Below are 22243 nucleotides of genomic sequence, written 5' to 3'. Positions count from 1 at the left end.
GAGGCGGCCGTACACCGTGGAGCAACCCCCGCGAGCGCGGGGTCGACGCCGCGGTCCGGGTTGCCCCGGACCTGACCCGGGAGCAATCCCCGCGAGCGCGGGGCCGACAGCACTGGAAGGCGCATGACTTCCGCGCTCAGGGAGCAACCCCGCGAGCGCGGGGCCGACGGAGGAACCCGATGCAGAGCGAAACGATCACCGGAGCAACCCCCGCGAGCGCGGGGCCGACGCCACCCAGCCGAGGATGGTGGTCGTGGGCGTTGAGCAACCCCCGCGAGCGCGGGGCCGACGAGCTGGGAGAGCGCGATGACCGGGATCTCGAGGAGCAACCCCCGCGAGCGCGGGGCCGACGGGACGACGCTGCCGGTCCACGGGCTCGTGCCGGAGCAACCCCCGCGAGCGCGGGGCCGACTGGGACTTTTGAAGCGTGCAGCACTGTCCGTCAGAGCAACCCCCGCGAGCGCGGGGCCGACCGGGGTCGCGGGGATCTTCTGGTCCGCGAACGGGGAGCAACCCCCGCGAGCGCGGGGCCGACACGATGCGGTACCGGCCGGTGTAGCCGGTGGGGGAGCAACCCCCGCGAGCGCGGGGCCGACCACGCTGCCCAACCAGGTGGACACCGCGAAGCGAGAGCAACCCCCGCGAGCGCGGGGCCGACTCCCACCGGTACATATCCCGATAATCCATCGGAGAGCAACCCCCGCGAGCGCGGGGCCGACAGGGCGGAGGGCATCGCGGAGGTCGAGACCGAGGAGCAACCCCCGCGAGCGCGGGGCCGACCCGCCGTTGGCGTCCGGCAGCAGGAGTCGGACGGAGCAACCCCCGCGAGCGCGGGGCCGACCGTCCTGGCGGGAGCCCCTGACGGTACCGCCGGGAGCAACCCCCGCGAGCGCGGGGCCGACCTGCTCCCACTTGGTCTGTCTGGTCACACCGAGGAGCAACCCCCGCGAGCGCGGGGCCGACGGGATCACCGTCCTGATCCTCGTCCGGGTCCCGGAGCAACCCCCGCGAGCGCGGGGCCGACATCTGCGGGAGGTAGGTCTCGGCGGTCTTCTGGGAGCAACCCCCGCGAGCGCGGGGCCGACGGCCCCAAGGACGTCATGGAGCACGCCGAGAGGGAGCAACCCCCGCGAGCGCGGGGCCGACACTTCCTGACCTGCGGTGATCTGCGTCAACTGGCGCCGGTTGATTCAGTTCGATTCGGTGGGCTTCCCAGAGCAGACCTCATGCGCCGATCGTTGTCTCTTCGTGAATCCAGGACGGATTGTCAGGGCCTCGATCTACGCTCCGAAGCGTACTCGGACATGGAGGTCGAGGCATGGCCGGTGACCGCTGGCAGTGGTACCCGGCGACAGCAGCACCGCCCTCGGCGCACTCGACGCGGGCATCCCCCAACTCATCCTGCCTGATGGCTCGGACCGCTTCATCGCCGCGGCCGCCGTACACCAGCGCGGAGCCGGGCTCAGCGCGACCGCTGAGGAGATCACACCGGCCCTGCTCCACCGCCTTCTCACCGACGACACCATGACCCGCGCCGCCCGCGAAGTCAGCACCGAAATCGCGGCGATGCCCAGCCCGACCACTGTGGCGAAGCACCTCACCACCTTCGCCCACCCCACCACCTGAGCCCCCCGCCCCCGGCGCCGGCCGCCGTCCGCACGGAACCCCCCTCCGTCCGGACGCCGCCCAGCGCCGACCGATCCGGGGGCCCACCGCCCGTCACCGGACGGTCCGTCAGACCCGCCCCAGGTGCAGCGGCAGGTGGTTCAGCTCCCAGCCGACCGGGCGGTCGCCGGGGATCAGGGTGCCGGGGTCGGCCGCGAGTTGCAGTCCGGGGTAGCGGTCGAGGAGCCGCCCGAAGGCGATGGCCGCTTCCAGCCTGGCCAGCGCCGCGCCCAGGCAGAAGTGGATGCCGTACCCGAACGAGAGGTGGTGGTCGGCCTGGGCGGCCCGCTTCCGGGTCAGGTCGAGCCGCTCGGCGCGGTCGTGGTGCCGCAGGTCGAGGTTGGCGGCGTCGAGGTGGGGGTGGACGGCCTCGCCCCTGCGGATTTGCACGCCCCGCAGGACGAGGTCGCGGTCGGCGTACCGCAGGCGCGCGGAGGGCACCGGGCCGCACCAGCGCAGCAGTTCCTCGACGGCGTGCGGCAGCAGCGCGCGGTCCCGGCGCAGCAGGGCGAGCTGTTCGGGGTGGGTGAGCAGGGCCAGGGTGCCGTTGGCGATCAGGTGGGCGGTGGTCTCGTGGCCGGCCAGGACGAGGATGAGGGTCATGCTGACCATCTCGTCCTCGCTCATTGCCGCGTTGGAGGGGCCGCCGTCCGGGCCGCCGTTCGGGCCGATGTCCGCGCTGTCGTCTCGCGCCTGGAGCATCCCGCTGATGAGGTCGCTGCCGGGCTCCGCGCGGCGGCGGTCGATCAGCTCCCGGACGTGCCGGACCAGGGCGGGTGTCGCCGTCCGCAGCCGTTCGGTGTGGCCGGCCGTCAGGTTCCGGCTCCAGTCGGACCAGAGGTGCCGGTCGGGCTCTGGGACGCCGACCAGTTCGCAGATGACGGCGACCGGCAGCGGGTAGGCGAAGTGCTCGACGAGGTCGACGACGCCGAACTCGTCACGGTGGTCGGGCAGTTCGTCGATCAGCCGGTCGGTGATCAGCTCGATCGACGGGGCGAGGAGCTGAATGCGGCGGGCGGTGAACTCGCGGGACACCAGCCGGCGCAGGCGGGTGTGGCGCGGGGGGGTCCAAGTCGACGATGGCGTTGAGGAAGTAGTGGTGCGTCTCCGGCAGTAGCCCAAGCGCGGTCAGGCCGGCGATGCGCGGGTCGGGGGAGCCGTCGGCGGCGAGGGTGGAGGGTGCGCTGGTCAGGCGGGGGTCGGTGAGGACGTCGCGTACCTCGGCGAAGCCGGACGCCACCCAGCCCATGGACCCGTCGGGCATCCGGCTCTCGCGGACCGGACACCCGCCGGCGTGCTCGGCGAGTACGGGTGCGGGTGCAGGTACCGGCGTTGGTACGGGTGCCGGCGATGCTACCGCCTGGTCGTTCGGCATCGTGCGTCGTCCCTTTCCGGGCCGGCCCGGTGCCCCGGGCATTTGGTCGGACCTCTGAGGCGGTCGGACATCTCTGCGGCGGAGGCTTCCCGGGAGGCGAAGGACGTCCAGGGCCCGGGCCCGCCGGGCGCTCACAGGTGAAGCGGGAGGCGGGTGAGGCGGCGGCCCACGCCCGGCACGTGGACGCGTTCCAGCCGGTCCGGGGAGACGGCCAGCCGGAGGCCGGGGAACCGGGCGGTCAGCGCGCCCAGCAGGACCTGCGTCTCCAGGCGGACGAGGGCGGCGCCGAGGCAGAAGTGGGCGCCGTGGCCGAGGGCGACGTGGTCGTCCTGCGCGTCCTGGTAGCGGGTGATGTCGAGCCGGTCGGCGTCGGGGTGGTACCGGCGGTCGCGGTTGGCGCCGAGGAGGGAGAGGACGACGGCCTCGCCGGCCCGGATGCGGGTGCCGTACAGGTCGATGTCCTGAGCGGCGAAGCGCGGCCGGGTCGCCGGGACGGAGCCGCCCCAGCGCAGCAGCTCCGTCACGGCGGAGGGGAGCAGGACGGGCTCGTCGCGCAGCAGTTCCAGCTGGTCGGGGTGGGCGAGCAGGGCGGCGAGGCCGTTGGCGAGGAAGTAGGCGGTGTTCTCGTAGCCGACGTTGGTCACCAGCATCGTCATCGTGACGATGTCCCGTTCCGGGAGAGGAGGTTCACCGTCCGGGGAGGGCGTCACCATCGCGCTGATGAGGTCGTCGCCGGGGGTGCGCCGACGCTCCTCGATCAGCGCGAGCACGTGGTCCACGAGGGCGGGCGCGGAGTCGCGGACGAGGTCGGTGTCCAGGCCGTTGAGGTCGTCCGCCCAACGGCGCCACAGCGGGCGGTCCTGTTCGGGAATGCCCACCATCTCGCAGATCACCGTGATCGAGAGGGGGAAGGCGACCTCCTCGATGAAGTCGACACTGCCGTCGGCGGCCGCCCGTCCGGGCAGCTCGCTCAGGAGCCGGTCGGTGATCTGCTCCACCCGGGGCCGCAACGCGTGGATGCGGCGCGCGGTGAAGTGCGGCGTGACCGCCTTGCGCAGCCGGGTGTGGTCGGGCGCGTCGAGGTCCAGCAGGGCGCGCAGCAGGTACTGGTTCATCCGCTCCGGCAGGCCGAGCCACCGGATCTGCGCCATGCGGGGGTCCTCGCCGGTGAACCCCGGCACGGAGAGCGGGGACTGCACCAGCCGCGGGTCCCCGAGCCCGGCCCGAACGTCGTCGAACCGGGTGATCATCCACGCCGGCAGCCCGCCGGGCAGGGTGATCCGCACGACGGGCGCCTGCTCCCGCAGTCCGCCGAGTACGTCCTCGGGCAGCTCCGGGCACTGCGGATCGAAGATCAACGGGCAGGCGGAGAACGTCGGTTGGCCGGGCGCGTCGGAGTCACGGTCGGAAACCTCGCGCGGATTCGCCGGGCTGGTGGTCATGACGCACCCCACTCTGAGAACGCACTGCTCATGCCCCTGCAACTCCGACCCGCCGGGATCGGTCACGGCCTCGTCCCCCGCAGGTGTGACGCCTGGACACCGCCTTGCCCGCGCTGGCCGAAGCCCGCCGCGGAGTCCGGACGAAGTCCCACAGCGCCATGGCGGACCGGGGCCGCCAGCCGCAACGCACCTACGCCACCACCGACCTCAGCGCGACCGCCGAGCAGATCACCCCGGCCCTGCCCCACCGCCTCTTCATGACGACGCCCTGACCCGCGCCACCCGCGAGCTCAGCACCGAAGTAGCAGCGATGCCAAGCCCGACCGCCGTGGCGTCGCACCTCGCCACCCTCGCCCACCCCACCACTGAGCCACCCCGCCCCACCGGCCACGCCCACCCGTACGGTGCCGAGCGTCGCCTGCACGGAACCTCTCTCCTTGCGGCCGCCGTCCGGCCCCGACACGCGCTCTCGACCGGCACCTTCCGAGAGCCTGCACCGCGACCTCTACACCCGCCTGCCGACGCACGCCGAAGACTTCCTTCTACGAGTGCCTGTAAGGCCAGGGAACAACCCCCGCGAGCGCGGGGCCGACCCAGTGAGGGCCTCGATCAGCTGGGCATTCGACGAGCAACCCCCGCGAGCGCGGGGCCGACCCGGCTGGGCTGGACTACCCGACCGAACTCGAAGAGCAACCCCCGCGAGTGCGGGGCCGACGACCAGGAACTCGGTGCGGCCCCGGGTCGGGAGGAGCAACCCCCGCGAGCGCGGGGCCGACGCGCGGACGGGGGCGCTGAGCACCGGCGACCCGGAGCAACCCCCGCGAGCGCGGGGCCGACATGTGGCGCGTGTCGATGTCGTACGTGACCTGGGAGCAACCCCCGCGAGCGCGGGGCCGACCACTGGGGTGCGGGGCGGTGGGCATGAGCAGGGGAGCAACCCCCGCGAGCGCGGGGCCGACGCAAACCCGCAGCTCAAAGCCCACGTAGAGGGGGAGCAACCCCCGCGAGCGCGGGGCCGACGACCTGAACAACTACGAGCACCTGCGGAAGCTGGAGCAACCCCCGCGAGCGCGGGGCCGACACTTCCTGACCTGCGGTGATCTGCGTCAACTGGCGCCGGTTGATTCAGTTCGATTCGGTTGGCTTCCCATAGCAGACCTCATGCGCCGATCGTTGTCTCTTTGTGAATCCAGGGTGGATTGTCAGTGCCCCGACCTAGGCTCCGAAGCGTACTCGGACATGGAGGTCGAGGCGATGGTCGATGACCGCTGGCAGTGGTACCCGCCTGAGGTAGAGGGCTGGTTGGGTGCCCTGTGGGGCAAGTCTGCCGGGCGGGCCGGAGGGACGGCCAACCTGTTGTTGTCGCACATGCTGGACACCGCTGCCGTGGCGGAGATCGTCTGGGACCGATACCTGCCCCCGGTGACGCGGCGGCGTCTGGACGCCGTCGCGGGCGGGCCGGGCAAGGGGCGACGGCTGTTCGCCTGGCTGTGCGGGATCCATGACTGCGGCAAGGCCACCCCGGTGTTCCAGTGCCTCGACCCCGCTGGCGAGGCCGCGGTCCGCCAGGCGGGCCTGAGCTGGGACAAGTACGCGGTGAAGGGGGTGTCCTGGCGGCACGACAAAGCCGGTGCCCGCGTGTTGAGGGCGCTGCTCACCGAAGCGACGTGGTCGAAGGAGCAGGTCGGTTGGGTCTGGCCGCTGGTCGCCGGCCACCACGGTCTGGTCCCGACCCTGGGGCAGCTGAGCCCGCCGAAGAGGAACGAGAGGCTGCAGGGAAACAGCCGGCCCTGGAAGCTCGCGCAGTCGGCGCTGGTGGAGGTCTTCTCCCGGGAGCTCGGCTACGAGGGCGAGGCGCCGCTTGCCGCCGTCGAACCTCTGGAGGTGCCGAGCCGAGCGGTGCAGCTCCAGCTGGCCGGCTTCGTGGTGATGGCGGACTGGATCGCCAGCGACGAGCGGCACTTCACGGGCGTGTCGGATCTGGCGAGGGTGACGATGCCGCAGGCGCGGCAGCGGGCTGCGGCAGCGTGGGCGCGGCTCGGACTGCGTGGTGGGTGGGGAGCGCTGCCACTGCCCGGTCCGGAGGCGTTCCGGGACCGTTTCGGCCACGGGCCCAGGCCTTCGCAGGAGTTGGTCCTTGACGTGGTGCGCCGGATGGGCGGGCCGGGCCTGGTGATCGTCGAGGCTCCGATGGGGGAGGGGAAGACGAAGGCGGCGCTGGCGGCGGCCGAGCTGATGGCCGCCCGTCACGGCGCGGACGGAGTGTTCCTGGGCATGCCGACCCAGGCGACCGCGGACCCGATGTTCACCCAGGTCCGGTCGTGGCTGCGCGAGGTCGGCGACGGCCTGGAGGACCAGGTCGCGCTGCTGCACGGCAAGCGTATGGTCAACAAGCAGTGGCGCGCCCTCCTGGAGGGCACCGGTGAGTGGGGGCAGGACGCCGACTCCTACTACTCGTCCGTGGGGGAAGACGAGTTCGGGATGTCGACCGACTGCTTCGACGGCTGCGAGGGCGGGGAGCGCAGGGTCCCCGCCGAGTGGTTCCTGGGCCGTCGCCGAGGTCTGCTGAGCCCGTTCGCGGTCGGCACCATCGACCAGCTCCTGTACGCCGCGACCCGCACCAAGCACGTGATGCTGCGTACGGCCGGCCTGATGGGCAAGGTCGTGATCCTCGACGAGGTCCATGCCGCCGACGTCTACATGTCGCAGTTCCTGCTGGAGGGCCTGTGGTGGCTCGGACAGGCCGGCGTGCCGGTGGTGTTGCTCTCGGCGACTCTGCCGCCCGAGCAGCGGCGTGATCTGGCCGCTGCCTACCTGGCCGGCACGCAGTCCGCGGAGGCCCCGGCGGCGCCGGAGCTTCCCGAGCCGCAGGGCTATCCGAGCGTGACGGCGGTCTGGCCGGGGCGGGACGGGCAGCCAGAGGTTCTCGTGGAGAGCACCGAGTCATGGCGCCACGATCTCCAGGTACGGATCGAAGTGCTCCACGAGCAGCCGGCGACCGATGCCCAGGCCGCGGACGACGACACCGGGCCGGCGGACGCCGCCGTGACCGACTACCTGCGGGAGCGGCTGACCGACGGCGGATGCGTGCTGATCATCCGCAACACCGTGGCCCGCGCCCAGGCCACGTTCGACGCCCTCCACAAGGAGTACGGCGCCGACGTGCGGCTCCTGCATGCCCGCCTGCACGCAGGCCACCGGGCCGACCGCACCCAGGAGGTGCTGGAACTCCTCGGCCCGCCGAGAGAAGGATCCGACCGCCCCGGCAGGCTGATCGTCGTCGCCACCCAACTCGCGGAGCAGTCCTTCGACGTCGACGCCGACCTGCTGATCACCGACCTCGCGCCCATGGACCTGCTCCTCCAGCGCATCGGCCGCCTCCACCGCCACGACGGCGTCAAGCGCCCCCACGCGCTGTCCCAGCCCACCGTCGTCGTCACCGGCATCGGCCTCGACGGCGACAGGGCGCCGTACATCCTGCGGGCCTCCGAGGGGATCTACGGCCGCTACCTCCTGCTGCGCACGGCCGCCGAGGTCGGGCGGGCGGCGACGTCCGACGAAGGCGCATGGAGCATCCCTGGCCAGGTGCCGGACCTGGTCGCCCGGGTCTACGGCACGGACCCGGTCGTCCCGGCGGCCTGGGCCGAGGCCGAGGCGCAGGGCTGGCAGGAGTGGGAGGAACGGCAGACCGAGCGTCGAGCGAAGGCTGCCGGGTACCTGCTGACCCGTGCCGGTGAGCACGGGGCCCAGACGCTAGCGGGTCTGCACTACGGCGCCCTCGGCAAGCTGGCCGAGGGGCAGTTCGAGGCGCTCGTCCGGGACGGCGACCCGAGCGCGGAGGTCGTCCTGGTGCGCCGTCTCGGGGAGGACGACGTCCGAGCAGTGACGGGCCGAAGCCTCGGCCCGAACGGCGAGGTCGCGGCGGAGGTGGTGGACGACGTGCTCTCCGGCACGGTACGCCTTCCCGCCAGGCTGACCGAAGCGGCCGAGCAGGCGCTCGGTCCGCTGTCGGGCTGGCGGGACCATCCATGGCTGCGCCACAGCCTGGCCCTGGAGCTCGACGGACAGGGCGAAGCGGTCATTGGCGACTTCCGGCTGCGCTACGACGACCTGCTCGGCCTCGTGGTGAGCGGAGGAAGACCGTACCGATAGCGGGGTGTGTGGGCAGGAGAGACAGAGTGCCGCTCCGCCCACACGACTCCAAACCCGCGAACGCGGGGCCTACTTGCAGCCGGGACCGGCTCGCAGACAGAGCCAGGGGCCATCCCCGCGCACAAGATCCTGCGGGGCCGAGGAGCAATTCAAGCATTCGCCCTACAGCAGACCTTCACCGATGCCACGATGAATCAGCGGCGAGCTAGACAGAGCCAGTTGGGAGACCAGTGCGTGCCTGGGTACAACCTTGTCGATGAACCGTGGCTGGCGGTGCGCCCCGTCGGCGGCGGGCCTCCCGTGGAGCTGGGGATCGCCGAGGCCCTGGCCCGGGCCCACGAACTGGAGGGCCTCGTCGTCGAGTTCTCGACCCAGCTGCCGGCCGTCCTGCGCCAGGTCCTGCTGCCCGTCGTCGCCCACGCCACTGGCGCACCCGCGACCCTCCGGAACAAGGGCGACCGGCTCGCGCAGAAGGACGGGTTCACACAGGACGAACTGGACAGGCTCCAGGCCCACTTCGACAAGCACCGCGCGCAGTTCGACCTCTTCGACCCGGTCTCCCCCTTCGCGCAGGTCGCCGGACTGCGGACCGCCAAGGACGAGACGAAGGGCTCCGCCGCCCTGGTGGCGACCGCGGCGAGCGGCAACAACGTCCCGCTGTTCGCCAACCGCAGCGACGCGGACCCGCTCGACCTGACGCCGGCCCAGGCCGCCCACTGGCTCCTGAACGCCCACTGCTGGGACACCGCCGCCATCAAGACCGGCGTCGTCGGTGACGACCAGGTCAAGGCGGGCAAGACCACGGGCAACCCGACCGGCCCGCTCGGCCAGCTCGGCGTCATCGTCCCCACCGGGCGCACCCTGTACGAGACCCTCCTGCTGAACCTCCCCATCACCCCGCCCGAGGTCCTCGGCGTCCCGCAGTGGATGCGCGGCCCGCACGAACCCGCCTGGAAGCCCCGTAAAGCCGAGGGCCTCCTCGATCTGTGGACGTGGCAGGCGCGGCGGATCCGCCTCATCCCGCACCAGGACGAGACCGGTCGGCCGAGGGTTGCGCGGGTGGTCGTCAGCGCCGGTGACCGGCTCACGCCGATGTCCGAGCAAGAGCCGCACACCGCCTGGGCGTTCACCGCGCCCGCCAAGAAGCCCGCCGCCGCCCTGCCCGAGCGCAGGCCGCGCCGCCACACCCAGGGCAAGGCCGCCTGGCGCGGCCTGGACGCCCTCCTCGCGCCCACCCGCCAGAGCTCCGACGGCGCCTTCGAGACCAGCGTTCTGCTCGACGAGGTCAGCGCCCTGCGGGAGGACGGCCGGCTCCCCGCCGACTACCCGCTGCAGGTCGAGACCTTCGGCATGGTCTACGGCACCCAGTCCGCCATCGTCGAGGACGTCATCCACGACGCCATCCCCCTGCCCCTGCTCGCCCTCCACCAGGACAGCGAGGCCCACCAGCTCCTCCTGGACGTGGCCGAGCAGGCGGAGCAGCTCGCGAAGGCCGTCAACAACCTCTCCGCTGACCTGCGCCGGGCCGCCGGCGCCGACCCCATCCCCTGGGACAAGGGCCAGCGCCCCGGCGACCTCCTCCTGCACACCCTCGACCCCCTGGTGCGCCGTCTGCTCGCGGGCGTCCGCGACGCCGGAGCCGACGACGAGGTCCTGGAGCGGGGCAGGCTCGCCTGGGAGGAAGTCGCCCACCACCGCGCACGGGACGCGGCGAACGAACTCCTGCTGGCCGCCCCGGCCACCACCTTCACGGGCCGCACCGTCACCCCGGCAGGCAAGTCGGGCAAGTCGCAGACCTACAAGCTCGGCACCGCCGGCGCCAACTTCCGGCACCGGCTCGACGAGATCCTTCCCCGGTACGCCGACGCCGTCCGGGAAGCGGCCGCCGCCCGCGCCGCCGGGACCGGACGCGCCCTCGAACCCGATCCCGCCCCTGGAGCGGACCTTGACGACTGAGCACACCACCACCGCCAAGCAGCGCCGGTACTGGGACGAGCACACCGCCCCCGACCACACCTGGCGACTCGACCCCCGCACCAAGCAGCCGCGCCGACCCCCCGGCGAGGACCTCGCGGCCATGCGCTCCGGCCTCGGCCGCCCCGTCATGGACAGCCCCAAGATGTGGCCGCTCTACAGCTGCGAGGTCAACGACGTCCTCGCCCTGCGCGACGAGGTCTCCGACGAGCAGAAGGCCGAGCACGCCGCCCTCGCCCTCTACGGCCTGCACCAGCAGAGCCAGTCCAGGCCGATGCACCGCCGCGGCGTCAAGCTCGGCGAGGCCCTGCGGGCGCTGCGCCGCAGCGGCAAGTTCAGCGAGGAGGCGCTCGACACCCGCGTCGCCCAACTCGCCGGTGCCACCAGCGTCTCCGCGCTGCTGGTCCACCTGCGCGGTCTGGTCACCCAGCTGCGCACCGTCGGACAGCCGCTGGACTACGACCACCTGATGGCCGACATCCAGGCCTGGCACCACACCGACCGGCGCCCGCAGGTCCGCCTCAAGTGGGCCGTCGGCTACCAGGCTTGGAAGGACAAGGCACCCGCCGACTGATCGCCCGCCGACCGATCGCCCGCCGACCTACGCCCGGACCGCCACCTTTCGAGGAGCAGCGCATGACCGACCGCCTCTACATCGACGTGCACATCCTGCAGACCGTCCCGCCGGCGAACCTCAACCGGGACGACAACGGCAACCCGAAGGAGGCCTACTTCGGCGGCAAGCGCCGCTCCCGCGTCTCCTCCCAGGCCTGGAAGCGCGCGACCCGCATCCACTTCGCCGAGAGCCGCGACCGGCAGGACCTCGCCACCCGCACCAAGCGGATCGCCGCCCAGCTTGCCAAGGCCATCGCCGAGCGCACCGGCCTCGCCGCCGAGGATGCGCAGCGGATCGCCGACGCGCTGATCAAGTCGACCGGGATCTCCGCGGGCAAGAAGGAGGGCGACACCGCCTACCTGCTCTTTTACGGGCGCCGCCAGCTGGACGCCATCGCCGCCCTCGTCGCCGACACGGCCGCCGACCTCGCCGCCCTCGACGCCAAGGCCCTCGACGAGGCGGTCAAGGCCCTGCCGGTCAAGGAGCAGCTGCAGACGGGCCACCCGGCCGACGTCGCGCTCTTCGGCCGCATGGTCGCCGACATCCCGGGGCTGAACGTGGACGCCGCGACGCAGGTCGCGCACGCGATCTCGACCCACGCCGCCGAGCTCGAGTTCGACTACTACACGGCGGTCGACGACGAGAACGCGGCCGACGAGACGGGCGCCGGAATGATCGGCACCATCGGCTTCAACTCGGCCACGCTCTACCGCTACGCGACCGTCGGCCTGCACCAGCTGCGGGAGAACCTCGGCGACGACAAGGCCACCGTCGACGCCGTCGACCTGTTCGTCGACTCCTTCGCCCGTTCCATGCCGACCGGTTACGGCAACTCCTTCGCCCACCGCACCCGCCCGAGCCTGGTCGCCGTCGTCGTGCGCGCCGACCAGCCGGTGAACCTCGTCTCCGCGTACGAGAACCCGGTCCCGGCGAGCCGGGGCATCGTCGCGGAGTCCGCGCGCCGCCTCGCGGGGGAGTTCGCCACCGCCACCGAGCAGTGGGGCGACACCCCGCTGTACGTCGGCATCTGCCACACCCTCGGCACCGCCGACGCCGACGAGACCGGGCAGCAGCTGGCGGAGGCCTTCGGCGCGAACCGCACCTTCCCCGAGCTGCGCGAGGGCCTGCGCACCGCGCTCATCGAGCGGGTGAACGACAACTGATGCCCGCCGACCCCACCCCCACGACGGTCCCGAAGGACGAGGCGCAGGCGGTCCTCGTGCTGCGCCTCGCCGGGCCGCTCCAGTCCTGGGGCGACCGCAGCGCGTTCAACCGCCGCGACAGCCGGCCCCAGCCGACCAAGTCCGGTGTCGTCGGCCTGCTCGCGGCCGCCGCGGGCCGCCCGCGCGAAGCGGACATCACCGACCTGGTCGGCCTGCGCCTGGGCGTGCGCATCGACCAGCCCGGCACCCTGCTGCGCGACTACCACACCGTCAGCGACTACCGGGGCCGGGCGCTGCCGCAGGCCGGGGTGAACGCCAAGGGCGTGCAGAAGCCGACCTCCCCGGCCAAGGACACCCACGTCACCCACCGCTACTACCTCCAGGACGCGGTGTTCGTCGCCGCCGTCCAGGGCCCGGCCGCCCTCGTCGAGACGCTCGCCGAGGCGATCCGCCGCCCCGCCTTCCCACTCGCCCTCGGCCGGCGCTCCTGCGTGCCCACCCAGCCGATCACCCTCGGCGCCGTGCGCGACGGCACCCTGGAGGACGTCCTCGCCGACGAGCCCTGGCAGGCGGGCGACGCGGCCAAGAGCGCCTACCGGCGGCGGGCCGAGCGAGCCGCGGAGCCGTTCTCGCCGCACCGGATCGACCTGGCCGCGACCTTCGACGACCCCTCGGGCGATGACACCCTCCAGGACGTCCCGCGTTCCTTCGACCCCCGCGAACGCGGCTTCTCCACCCGGCGGATCCGCCACGCCTGGCTCACCGTCCCCACCGGCCTCGCCCCGTCCACCACGACCGCGCAACCGTCCGCCGCCGCCTCCGCCGGCCACGACCCGTTCGCCCTGCTGGGCTGGTGACCCGATGACCTACCTCTCCCGCGTCCGTATCAACCCGCTGCGCGCCGCCAGCCGCACCCTGCTCGCCAACCCCCGCGCCCTGCACGGCGCCGTGACGGCCGGCATCCCCGACACCGAGCCCGGCGACCGGATCCTGTGGCGCCTGGACGCCGACCACCCGCGCCGCCCGATGCTGCTGGTCCTCACCCCCTCCAAGCCGGACTGGACCCACATCGTCGAACAAGCGGGATGGCCCGACGCCGACGGCGAGCACTACGCGATCCGCGACTACAGCCCGCTGCTCGGCCAGCTCGCCGTCGGCCGCGAGTTCGCCTTCCGCCTCAAGGCCAGCCCCGTCCAGAACACCTCCAAGCCCGAGAAGCCCAGCGCTCACCACACCAAGAGCGCCGCCGAACTCCACCACCGCTCCTACCGCTTGGCCCACCGCACCGCCGCCCAGCAGCTCGCCTGGTTCCTGGACCGCACCGAGCGCTGGGGCTTCACCGTCCCCGAGGCCCGCACCGACCACCCGGCACCGGGCCTTGAACCGTCGGACTCCGACGCCCCCGCCGACGCGCGGCCCGCCCGTGAGGTGCGGATCACCGACCGCAGCCGCAGCACCTTCACCAAACCCGGTACCCGCACCGCCGTCACGCTCACCACCGCCACCTTCGAAGGCCGCCTGCGCATCAGCGACCCCGCGCTCCTGCAGACGGCGCTCCTCGGCGGCATCGGCCCGTCCAAGGCCTACGGCTGCGGCCTGCTCACCCTCGCGCCGCTGCCCGCCGGAGCCCGCTGACCGATGGCCGACATCTGGTGGAAAGCCCACCCCCACGACCTGCACCGCCTCGCCGACCGGGTCTCCAGCGTCTACGTCGAGCGCAGCCACATCGACCGCGACGAGAACGCCGTCGTCGTCATCAACAAGCGCGAGACCGTCCGCGTCCCGGCGGCGATGGTCGCCGTCATGCTCCTCGGCCCGGGCACCCGCATCACCCACGGCGCCGTCAACCTCCTCGCTGACTCCGGCACCACCGTGTGCTGGGTCGGCGAGCAGGGCGTGCGCATGTACGCCGCCGGCCTCGGCCCCAGCCGCGGCGCGGCCCTCCTCAACCGGCAGGCCTGGCTGGTGAGTCGGACGAAGGAACGCCTGGCCGTCGCACGGACCATGTACCGCATGCGGTTCCCCGGTGAGGACGTCAGCACCGCCACCATGCAGCAACTTCGCGGCCGCGAGGGCGCCCGCATCCGCAAGCTCTACCAGGCCGAAGCCCGCCGAACCGGCGTCCCCTGGAACGGACGGGTCTACAAGGCCGGCGACGCGTACGCCGCGGGCGACGACCTCAACCGCCTCCTGTCGGCGGCCAACGCCGCGCTCTACGGGATCTGCCACGCGGTCATCACCGGCCTGGGCGCCAGCCCCGGACTCGGCTTCGTCCACACCGGACTGGCCACCTCGTTCGTCCTCGACATCGCCGACCTCTACAAGGCCGAGTACACGATCCCCCTCGCCTTCGACCTCGCCCAGCAGGGCCACACCGAGGAACGCGACGCCCGCCTCGGCCTGCGCGACCGCATCGCCCAGGACAAGCTGCTGGGCCGCATCGTGAACGACGTCAAGACCCTCCTCAGCCCGGAGGGCACCGAGATGCCCGACGTCGAGGTCAACGAACTCTGGGACGAACGCGTCGGCACCGTCCAAGGCGGCGTCAACTGGTCCGGCACCGAAGGCCCGCCGGTCCCCGCCGCCTCCGACCCGGGCATGGGCGACGACCACCTGGCCATCATCGGCCCGGAGTTCACCCAGGACACGAGCAGCCCATGACCGTCATCCTCCTCATCGCCGCCCCCGAAGGCCTCCGCGGCCACCTCACCCGCTGGATGGTCGAAGTCAGCGCCGGCGTCTTCGTCGGCACCCCCAGCCGCCGCATCCGCGACCGCCTCTGGGACCTCCTCGCCACCCGCATCGGCGACGGCCAAGCCGTCCTCGTAGAGCCCGCCACCAACGAACAAGGCTGGACCGTCCGCACGGCGGGCAAAGACCGCTGGAAGCCCGTCGACTTCGACGGACTGATCCTCTCGGCCCGCTCCCGCCGATAGACCCGCAGGTCACGAAGTGTCGGCCCCGCACGTGCGGGGATGACTCCGCCGTCTCCGGCGTCGTCAAGGCCGCCGGCCTGTCGGCCCCGCACGTGCGGGGATGGCTCCGCGGCCAACCGGATCTCGACTTCGCGCCTGCCGTCGGCCCCGCACGCGCGGGGATGGCTCCCATCGCGCCACCTCTCGGCTCTCCTTCGGAAAAGCCGTGAGGTGGCGGTTTGTTGTAGTTGCGGGAGATATGATCGATCTGTCGCCAACCCTCGCCATGCACCTCGGCCGCATGGCGATCGTCGCGCAGGACCTGCCCGCCTCGACGCGAGCGCGGGTCCCCGGCGCGATCGAGCCGCACTTCACGCCGACGGCGAGGACGGGTCGGTAGGCTGCGGACATGCGTTCCGTGGTGTTCGACATCGGCGAGACCCTGACCAGCGACACCAGGTACTGGGGTGACTGGGCCCGGTGGCTCGGCGTCCCCACTCACACGATGTCCGCGCTGGTCGGGTCCGTGCTGGCCGAGGGCCGCGATAACGCCGACGCGATCCGGATCATCAGGCCGGGCGTGGATGTGGCCGCCGAGTGGCGGGACCGGCAGGCGGCCGGACAGGGGGACTATCTCGACGAGTCAGACCTGTACGCGGACGTCCGTCCGGCGCTGGCCCGACTGCGCGAGGCTGGGCTGTGGGTGGGCATCGCGGGTAACCAGAACTCGGTGGTGTCGGATCTGCTGCGCGGCCTTGACCTGCCGGCGGATGCCATCGCCACCTCTGCCGAGTGGGGCGTTTCCAAGCCCTCGCCGGAGTTCTTCGAGCGGGTGATCGAGTGGGCGCCTGGTGAGCCTGACGGGATCGTGTACGTCGGTGATCACCCGGCGAACGACATCACTCCGGCCCGGGCGGTCGGCCTTCGGACCGCGCACCTTCGCCGCGGTCCGATCGGGCTCACGACCAGTGCGCCTGCCGCAGACTGGACGGTCAACTCGCTGACCGAGCTGGCCGACGCGCTGATCGGCCAGTAGCAGAACCGCCTCGGCGGCGTGCCCGCCGAGGCGATCCAGTCCGGCGCCGGAGGGGTGCCGGTACCGTTCCGAGTGCGACCACGGAACGGAGCCACTCTGTGCCCGAAATCACCGCCCTGGGCCTGCGGATCGAAACAGCGCGGCACTCAGCGAAATTGACGCGTCGTCAACTGGAAGCGCTGTCCGGCGTCTCGTACAGCACCATCCGCAAGGTCGAGCGCGCCGAACGGTGGCCAGGCGACGGCATCCTGGAGGCACTGGCCCACGTACTCGGCCGCACCCCGGAGGAGCTCCTGGACGGCCCCGGCCGTACCGACAGCAGAGTGCACGCGGCCGTCCCCGCACTGCAGCGCGCGATCGCTGCGTACGACCTGCCAGAGGACGGCCTGGTCCGCCCCCTTCCGGAGCTGGCGGCGGCCGTCGACCGAGCGGTCGAGGACCGGGTGCAGTCGCAGTACGCCCGGCTCGCTGAGGACGTGCCGGGCCTGCTGGCGGAGCTGTTCCGTGCGGTCGATCAGGCACTCGCCGCCGACCACGCCCAGGCCGCCCGTTGCCTCGTGCTGGCCATTCGGTCAGCGGACGCGGTGGCCTACAAGTACGGGTACCGTGATCTGTCGGCCAGGCTGGTTGAACTGATGCGGTGGGCTGCCGCGCTGGCCGCTGATCCCGCCCTTGAAGCCGCAGCTGCCTACGTTCGCATGGAAACCTTCTTTTCTGCCAACCAGCTCGACCCCGGCCTGCGGTCGCTCAGGGCCGCCATCGATCGGGTGCCACCGCTCAGTACGGAGCCGCTCATGGCTGCCGCAGCGGCCCTGCACATGCGGGCCGCGGTGGTGGCCGGCCGCATGCGGCGGCCCGACGATGCCCGAGAGCACCTGAGGGATGCCGAGGCGCTGGCCTCCCGGGTGAGGGAGCAGCTGTACGACGGCACCGCCGTGGGCCCGGACAGCCTGGAGATCCACCGCCTGGCGGTGGCGGTGGAGTTGGGTGAGCCGGGTGATCTGCGGGAGGCAGTGGATGCCGCGACACGGTGGGCGCCGCCGTGGGACCTGCCTGCCGAGCGCCGCTCTCACTACTACATCGACCTCGGAAGGGCCCAGGTACAGCTGGGCCGACCGCAGCACGCTGCCGACAGCCTCCTGGTGGCCCGGCAGATTGCGCCGCAGCACGTCCGAGAGCACGGGCAGGTACGGACCGAGCTGGCGACGATGGTCCGGCTGACTCGCGGACGCGATGCCCGGGTGATGGCGCTGGCCCGGTGGGCGCGGGCCGTGTAGAGAGCCGGGGTGCCACAGGTTGTGGCACTTCTGGGGGCAGTGGCCGGGGATCGTGGTCCGTGTGACAGGGACACCGAACGAGATCGCTGTGGACCCGGCCACGATCAGCCCTGCACGTCTCCATGGCGAGGCGTGCGTACGGTGCGGCTCCCCTGAGCCGCCGCTGATCGCGGCCGGTCACGTCTACACCCCGACCAGTGCTACCTCGGCTCCGCTCGGCTGGGCCGTAGTTGCGCACCTGAGCTGCATGGAGGAGCAGTGACCTTCCACCTGCCCACCGTTCAGCCCGCAGCCGCTCGTCGTCCGCCCCGCGCGGCGCCCCCGAGCGACGCGGACGCGACCTGGGCCCGGATGCGGCGAGACGAGCACCGGTCCGTCGCCGGCGGCTGCCCCCGCTGCGACGTGCCGTGGCCGTGCCCCGCCGCCGCGGACGCGCGGGAGCGCATGATGGAGGACCAGTGACGGAGCAGACACAGAGCCAGGTCGACACCCAAGCCCCGGCCGACCCTGGCGAACGGGTGTGCGGTCACTGCCGCACCTGCGGCCGGTACGGCCTCGGTACCTACGACGGGCAACTCGGCGCGAGCCTCTACGACTGGATCGCCGACCACGTCGGGTGCCTGAAGCGAGACACGGAGGCGAAGTGGTGACCGGCGACGCGGATGCGTCCTCTGCCTGGATCACCGCGGAACTCGACCAGGCCCGGGCCGTACGGAGGGACGGGCGGCGGACCCTGGACTTGGGGGGCAACGTTCCCGTCGACGCCGGTCAGGAGCTCTGGCTCCGAGCGGTTGCCGTAGCCATGGTGATCAGCGAGGGCAACGAGTGAGCGCCGTCGGTGGGATGCCTGGCGGGGCACAGGATGAGTGGGGGTTGTGCACTGGCTGCTGGACATGGGTCAGGGGCCCGGTCCTGAGGGATATCACGGCGTACACCTCCGAGGTGGCCCACTGCTAGCCGGACGCCTCCCCTGATCCGAGTACAGGAGGTCTGCCGTCACTGCCCGCAGGGCTGGCCGGCGGACCTCCTCCGGGGCGACCTGCTCGGTGAACGTCAAGGCTGCGACCGTGTGGCGATGCTCGCCGAGGTGGTGTCACATGCGCGTGCAGTCCGTGCCGTACCGGGCCCGGCGCTCTGGTGTCGGCAGCCGCTCCGGGGCGATCCGTGCCGCGTGCGGGACGCCTTCAACAGGGCCCACAGAGTCCGTCACGAGTGAAGCTCTGCCCGACCACCCCGAGGTGCAGAACCCGGCCCACCACACCTCGCAGCCCGGTAGCCTGCCGCACAGCGACCAGCCCGCGGCCGCCATGGCCTGCCCGATGTGCGGGTCGGGCGCCACCTACCAGACCATGGACGGCCGGTGGGGCTGCACCCAGTGCGGCTCGACCTGGGCCTGAGCAAGCAGGAGGACGGCAGCATGCCGATCTGCGCCGAGTGCTGCACAGCGGATGCAGTCATCGAGGACCTGGACGTGGACCCCCCTCGGCCGTGGTGCCTGGGGTGCGCCACCGCCCTGGTCGCCGCAGGTGACCCGGTGATCAACTACCGGTCCCTGACAGCCTCGGCAGCCGAGTACTCGCGTACTCTGACGGCCCGCAGCACCGCGACGTTGCCGTTCGGGTAGTTGCCGACCGACCACACGACGAACGCGCCCCCGCCCGGCCGAAGCCGAGCGGGGGCGCGGTAGTTCAGAGGCAGAGCCCAGCGAGGACAGCCACCAGCGCGGCCAGCAGCCCCGAGACGATCCCGACGACCGAGGACACCGGGCTGCGCACCTGTCACCGGTCCGCTTACGGCACTTCCTCGGCCGCAGTACGGGCGCGCTCACCTTCGACCGGGCGCCGCTCGTGGTCGGCGAGCGTGGGTGCTGTGGAGCCACCCCGCGAGCGCGGGGCCGACGGCGGGTCGCACTTCGTGCTGGGTGAGCCAGCCGAGTAACCCCCGCGAGCGCAGGGCCGACCCGCGACGTGCGGATCATTTGACGTCGAAGACCGGAGCAACCCCCGCGAGCGCGGGGCCGACGCATCGAACGCCGGAAACGTCGATGTGGACATGGAGCAACCCCCCCCGCGAGCGCGGGGCCGACCAGGCCTCGAACCGGCGCCAGGCCAAGCCCGGGGAGAAACCCCCGCGAGCGCGGGGCCGACCGAAGCGCCTGGGCCTCCGTGAGGAGGCGCGAGGAGCAACCCCCGCGAGCGCGAGGCCGACAGCACCGGCCGGTGGTCGGGGATCGGCTCGACCGAGCAACCCCCGCGAGCGCGGGGCCGACCGGGAATCCATCACCATCGTGGACCGCTACCGGGAGCAACCCCCGCGAGCGCGGGGCCGACATATCGGAGTCAAGCCCCGATGTCGGTATCGCAGAGCAACCCCCGCGAGCGCGGGGCCGACGCCCCCGCCTCAACAGGCGGGGGCGCTTCCGGAGCAACCCCCGCGAGCGCGGGGCCGACGCCTTGCCGCAGGCGCCCCGGCACTGGCAGCGGGAGCAACCCCCGCGAGCGCGGGGCCGACTGATTCCGTGACGGAACCGGAATCCTCTACCCGGAGCAACCCCCGCGGCGCGGGGCCGACATCCGCGACCTGAACGAGCATGCGTGGGACACGGAGCAACCCCGCGAGCGCGGGGCCGACGCGCACATGGACATGGACGCCCTTGTAAGCCGGGAGAAACCCCCGCGAGCGCGGGGCCGACATGACGGGCTTGCCACTCACCTGGAATGTCAGGGAGCAACCCCCGCGAGCGCGGGGCCGACACCGGACCGCATTGGGCGGCGAGGGCCGCCAGAGAGCAACCCCGCGAGCGCGGGGCCGACCACGTGGTGCAGTTCAGCGGCGGGATCGGCTCGGAGCAACCCCCCGCGAGCGCGGGGCCGACTCGTCGTAGCGCACGACCAGCGAGCCGTTCTCGGAGCAACCCCCGCGAGCGCGGGGCCGACGGGCTGACGGTTGTCGGCTCGCTCACCGCTGAGGAGCAACCCCCGCGAGCGCGGGGCCGACAGGGCCGTTCTTGTTCGGCTCCGGTCTTTCCCGGAGCAACCCCCGCGAGCGCGGGGCCGACAGAAAGGTCGTCAGCTCCAAGGTGAAGAAGCTGGAGCAACCCCCGCGAGCGCGGGGCCGACGACGACATGGTGCTGCTGATCGCCGACGCCGGGGAGCAACCCCCGCGAGCGCGGGGCCGACAGTCCTGTGGGTGGGGAAGGAACGCAGCCGGGCGAGCAACCCCCGCGAGCGCGGGGCCGACCTCATCGAGCACGAGGCGGGCCCGCGGCCGGAGGAGCAACCCCCGCGAGCGCGGGGCCGACCTGTCGGAGCCGGTCGAGGATGTCGAGCGGGATGAGCAACCCCCGCGAGCGCGGGGCCGACGCAGCCCAAAGAAGGGCCCCAAGAGCTGATGGTGAGCAACCCCCGCGAGCGCGGGGCCGACAATATCTGCGGCATCGGTGACGTTGAGCTGCGGGAGCAACCCCCGCGAGCGCGGGGCCGACGCTTGCTGACCTGCGGTGATTCGCTTCAGCGAGCGCTATTTGATTCAGTTCGATTCGGTTGGCTATCCATAGTAGAGCTCATGGGTTGTTGGTGGTGGAGTTGGCTGGCCTTGTGGTGATGGTGGGCTGGATGGCAAGTGGCGAGCGGGACTTCGCAGGCGGGCTGACGCTGACCAGGGGCACGGTGGAGGTTCCCGGGTCGAAGACGCTTGGGGACGGCGGGGTGAGGAGGTGCCCCGGTGTGCGGTACAACCGCGCGCCGGGGCACCTCTGGGCTGTCCAAGTGGTGTGACAAGCCGGTTAGTTGTCCACGTCGTAGGCCACGGTGACCGGGGCGTGGTCGCTCCACCGCTCGGCGTGGGTGTCGGCGCGCTCGACGCGGGCGTCGGTGGCGCGGGTGGCCAGTGTGGGGGTGGTGACCTGGAGGTCGATCCTCCAGCCGGAGTCGTTGTCGAAGGCGCGGCCGCGGTAGGACCACCAGGAGTAGGGGCCGGTGCGGTCGGGGTGGAGGGCGCGGACGACGTCGACGTAGCCGGCCTCGTCGTAGACGCGGGAGAGCCAGGCGCGTTCTTCGGGGAGGAAGCCGGCGGACTTCTGGTTGGCCTTCCAGTTCTTGAGGTCCTCGGGGCGGTGGGCGATGTTCCAGTCGCCGCAGACGACGACCTCGCGGCCGTCGGCGGCGGCGCGGGCGCGCAGGGCGGTGAGGTGGAGGAGGAATTCCGCCATGAAGCGTTCCTTCTCCTCCTGGCGCTCGGTGCCGACTTCGCCGGAGGGGAGGTAGAGGCTGGCGATGGTCAGGCCGGGCAGGTCGATTTCGACGTACCTGCCCGAATTGTCGAATTCGTCCGAGCCGAATCCGATCGCCGTGCGCTGCGGCTCCGCGCGGGAGAGGACGGCGACGCCGGCCCGGCCCTTGGTGGCGGCGGGGGCCCAGACGGCGTGCCAGCCGTCCAGGTCGCGCAGTTCGACGGGTAGCTGCTCGGGTTCGGAGCGCACCTCCTGGAGGCAGACCACGTCTGCCTCGGTGCCGGCCAGCCATTCGACGAAGCCCTTCCTGGCCGCCGCCCGGATTCCGTTCACGTTCACACTCGTCACCACGATCACCCGAGCAGCCTACCGACTGGGCGTTCCCGGCCCGAACCG

18 protein-coding genes and 2 CRISPR repeat arrays are annotated in these 22243 nt (G+C 72.3%); of the genes, 15 read left to right on the top strand and 3 right to left on the bottom strand.

Features of this window, described 5'->3' with window-relative positions; genetic code table 11:
• The first annotated feature begins 1338 nt into the window (after positions 1-1338).
• The gene (locus ACFVU7_RS17645; RefSeq protein ID WP_380741974.1) at positions 1339-1626 is read left to right on the top strand and encodes a glycosyltransferase; all 288 of its coding nucleotides are present in this window, start codon (positions 1339-1341) and stop codon (positions 1624-1626) included.
• A 108-nt stretch (positions 1627-1734) separates the two neighbouring features.
• On the opposite strand, the gene ACFVU7_RS17640 is transcribed toward ACFVU7_RS17645, so the two are convergent.
• Positions 1735-2700 (bottom strand): cytochrome P450, encoded by a 966-nt coding sequence (locus tag ACFVU7_RS17640; RefSeq protein ID WP_388045841.1) that lies wholly within the window; start codon positions 2698-2700, stop codon positions 1735-1737.
• 471 nt (positions 2701-3171) lie between these two features.
• Positions 3172-4482 (bottom strand): cytochrome P450, encoded by a 1311-nt coding sequence (locus ACFVU7_RS17635; RefSeq protein WP_388045838.1) that lies wholly within the window; start codon positions 4480-4482, stop codon positions 3172-3174.
• Positions 4483-5046: 564 nt separating this feature from the next.
• A CRISPR array of direct repeats spans positions 5047-5563; the repeat unit is 28 nt; unit sequence GAGCAACCCCCGCGAGCGCGGGGCCGAC.
• A gap of 158 nt (positions 5564-5721) precedes the next feature.
• Here ACFVU7_RS17635 and ACFVU7_RS17630 point away from each other — a divergent pair.
• The 14 genes from ACFVU7_RS17630 to ACFVU7_RS17565 all read left to right on the top strand — a co-directional run bounded on the left by ACFVU7_RS17630 (position 5722) and on the right by ACFVU7_RS17565 (position 19239).
• Positions 5722-8634: a CRISPR-associated helicase/endonuclease Cas3 gene (locus ACFVU7_RS17630; RefSeq protein WP_074006068.1), complete on the top strand. Its 2913-nt coding sequence runs from the start codon at positions 5722-5724 to the stop codon at positions 8632-8634.
• 234 nt (positions 8635-8868) lie between these two features.
• A complete protein-coding gene (gene casA / locus ACFVU7_RS17625) occupies positions 8869-10590 on the top strand; it encodes a type I-E CRISPR-associated protein Cse1/CasA (RefSeq protein WP_079272869.1) in 1722 nt (573 codons plus the stop codon).
• A complete protein-coding gene (gene casB, locus ACFVU7_RS17620) occupies positions 10580-11182 on the top strand; it encodes a type I-E CRISPR-associated protein Cse2/CasB (protein ID WP_074006010.1) in 603 nt (200 codons plus the stop codon). The genes casA and casB overlap by 11 nt, the downstream gene beginning before the upstream one ends.
• A 62-nt stretch (positions 11183-11244) precedes the next feature.
• A complete protein-coding gene (gene cas7e, locus ACFVU7_RS17615) occupies positions 11245-12387 on the top strand; it encodes a type I-E CRISPR-associated protein Cas7/Cse4/CasC (RefSeq protein WP_074006009.1) in 1143 nt (380 codons plus the stop codon).
• The gene (gene cas5e / locus ACFVU7_RS17610) at positions 12387-13244 is read left to right on the top strand and encodes a type I-E CRISPR-associated protein Cas5/CasD (RefSeq protein WP_074006008.1); all 858 of its coding nucleotides are present in this window, start codon (positions 12387-12389) and stop codon (positions 13242-13244) included. The genes cas7e and cas5e overlap by 1 nt, the downstream gene beginning before the upstream one ends.
• Before the next feature lie 4 nt (positions 13245-13248).
• Positions 13249-14022 carry a type I-E CRISPR-associated protein Cas6/Cse3/CasE gene (gene cas6e, locus ACFVU7_RS17605; RefSeq protein WP_388045834.1) on the top strand — a complete coding sequence of 258 codons (774 nt, stop codon included), beginning with the start codon at positions 13249-13251 and terminating at the stop codon, positions 14020-14022.
• A 3-nt stretch (positions 14023-14025) separates the two neighbouring features.
• On the top strand, positions 14026-15048 hold the full coding sequence (gene cas1e, locus ACFVU7_RS17600; RefSeq protein ID WP_074006006.1) for a type I-E CRISPR-associated endonuclease Cas1e: 1023 nt from the start codon (positions 14026-14028) through the stop codon (positions 15046-15048).
• Positions 15045-15323, top strand: coding sequence for a type I-E CRISPR-associated endoribonuclease Cas2e (gene cas2e / locus ACFVU7_RS17595; protein ID WP_117486717.1), 279 nt, complete (start codon positions 15045-15047; stop codon positions 15321-15323). The genes cas1e and cas2e overlap by 4 nt, the downstream gene beginning before the upstream one ends.
• Positions 15324-15561: 238 nt before the next feature.
• The gene (locus tag ACFVU7_RS17590) at positions 15562-15702 is read left to right on the top strand and encodes a hypothetical protein (protein WP_388045832.1); all 141 of its coding nucleotides are present in this window, start codon (positions 15562-15564) and stop codon (positions 15700-15702) included.
• 9 nt (positions 15703-15711) lie between these two features.
• A complete protein-coding gene (locus tag ACFVU7_RS17585) occupies positions 15712-16338 on the top strand; it encodes an HAD family hydrolase (protein WP_049649347.1) in 627 nt (208 codons plus the stop codon).
• Positions 16339-16436: 98 nt separating this feature from the next.
• The gene (locus ACFVU7_RS17580) at positions 16437-17615 is read left to right on the top strand and encodes a helix-turn-helix domain-containing protein (protein WP_388045830.1); all 1179 of its coding nucleotides are present in this window, start codon (positions 16437-16439) and stop codon (positions 17613-17615) included.
• A gap of 458 nt (positions 17616-18073) precedes the next feature.
• Entirely contained in the window at positions 18074-18265 is a 192-nt protein-coding gene (locus ACFVU7_RS17575; protein ID WP_387823840.1) for a hypothetical protein, read from the top strand.
• Between the two features lie 588 nt (positions 18266-18853).
• Positions 18854-19012, top strand: a complete 159-nt coding sequence (locus ACFVU7_RS17570; protein ID WP_387823843.1) for a hypothetical protein — start codon at positions 18854-18856, stop codon at positions 19010-19012.
• Complete coding sequence (locus ACFVU7_RS17565) at positions 18976-19239, top strand: hypothetical protein (RefSeq protein ID WP_387823846.1); 264 nt, start codon at positions 18976-18978, stop codon at positions 19237-19239. Before ACFVU7_RS17570 ends, ACFVU7_RS17565 begins: the two co-directional genes overlap by 37 nt.
• A 247-nt stretch (positions 19240-19486) precedes the next feature.
• A CRISPR array of direct repeats spans positions 19487-21100; the repeat unit is 22 nt; unit sequence CCCCCGCGAGCGCGGGGCCGAC.
• A gap of 300 nt (positions 21101-21400) precedes the next feature.
• On the opposite strand, the gene ACFVU7_RS17560 is transcribed toward ACFVU7_RS17565, so the two are convergent.
• Entirely contained in the window at positions 21401-22204 is an 804-nt protein-coding gene (locus tag ACFVU7_RS17560) for an exodeoxyribonuclease III (protein ID WP_388045828.1), read from the bottom strand.
• Positions 22205-22243 lie beyond the last annotated feature (39 nt).

This window comes from Kitasatospora sp. NPDC058046 (genome assembly GCF_042885595.1).
Lineage (GTDB): Bacteria > Actinomycetota > Actinomycetes > Streptomycetales > Streptomycetaceae > Kitasatospora.
The sequence above is the reverse complement of the archived record's forward strand: the minus strand, read 5'-3'. Positions and strand labels throughout refer to the sequence as shown.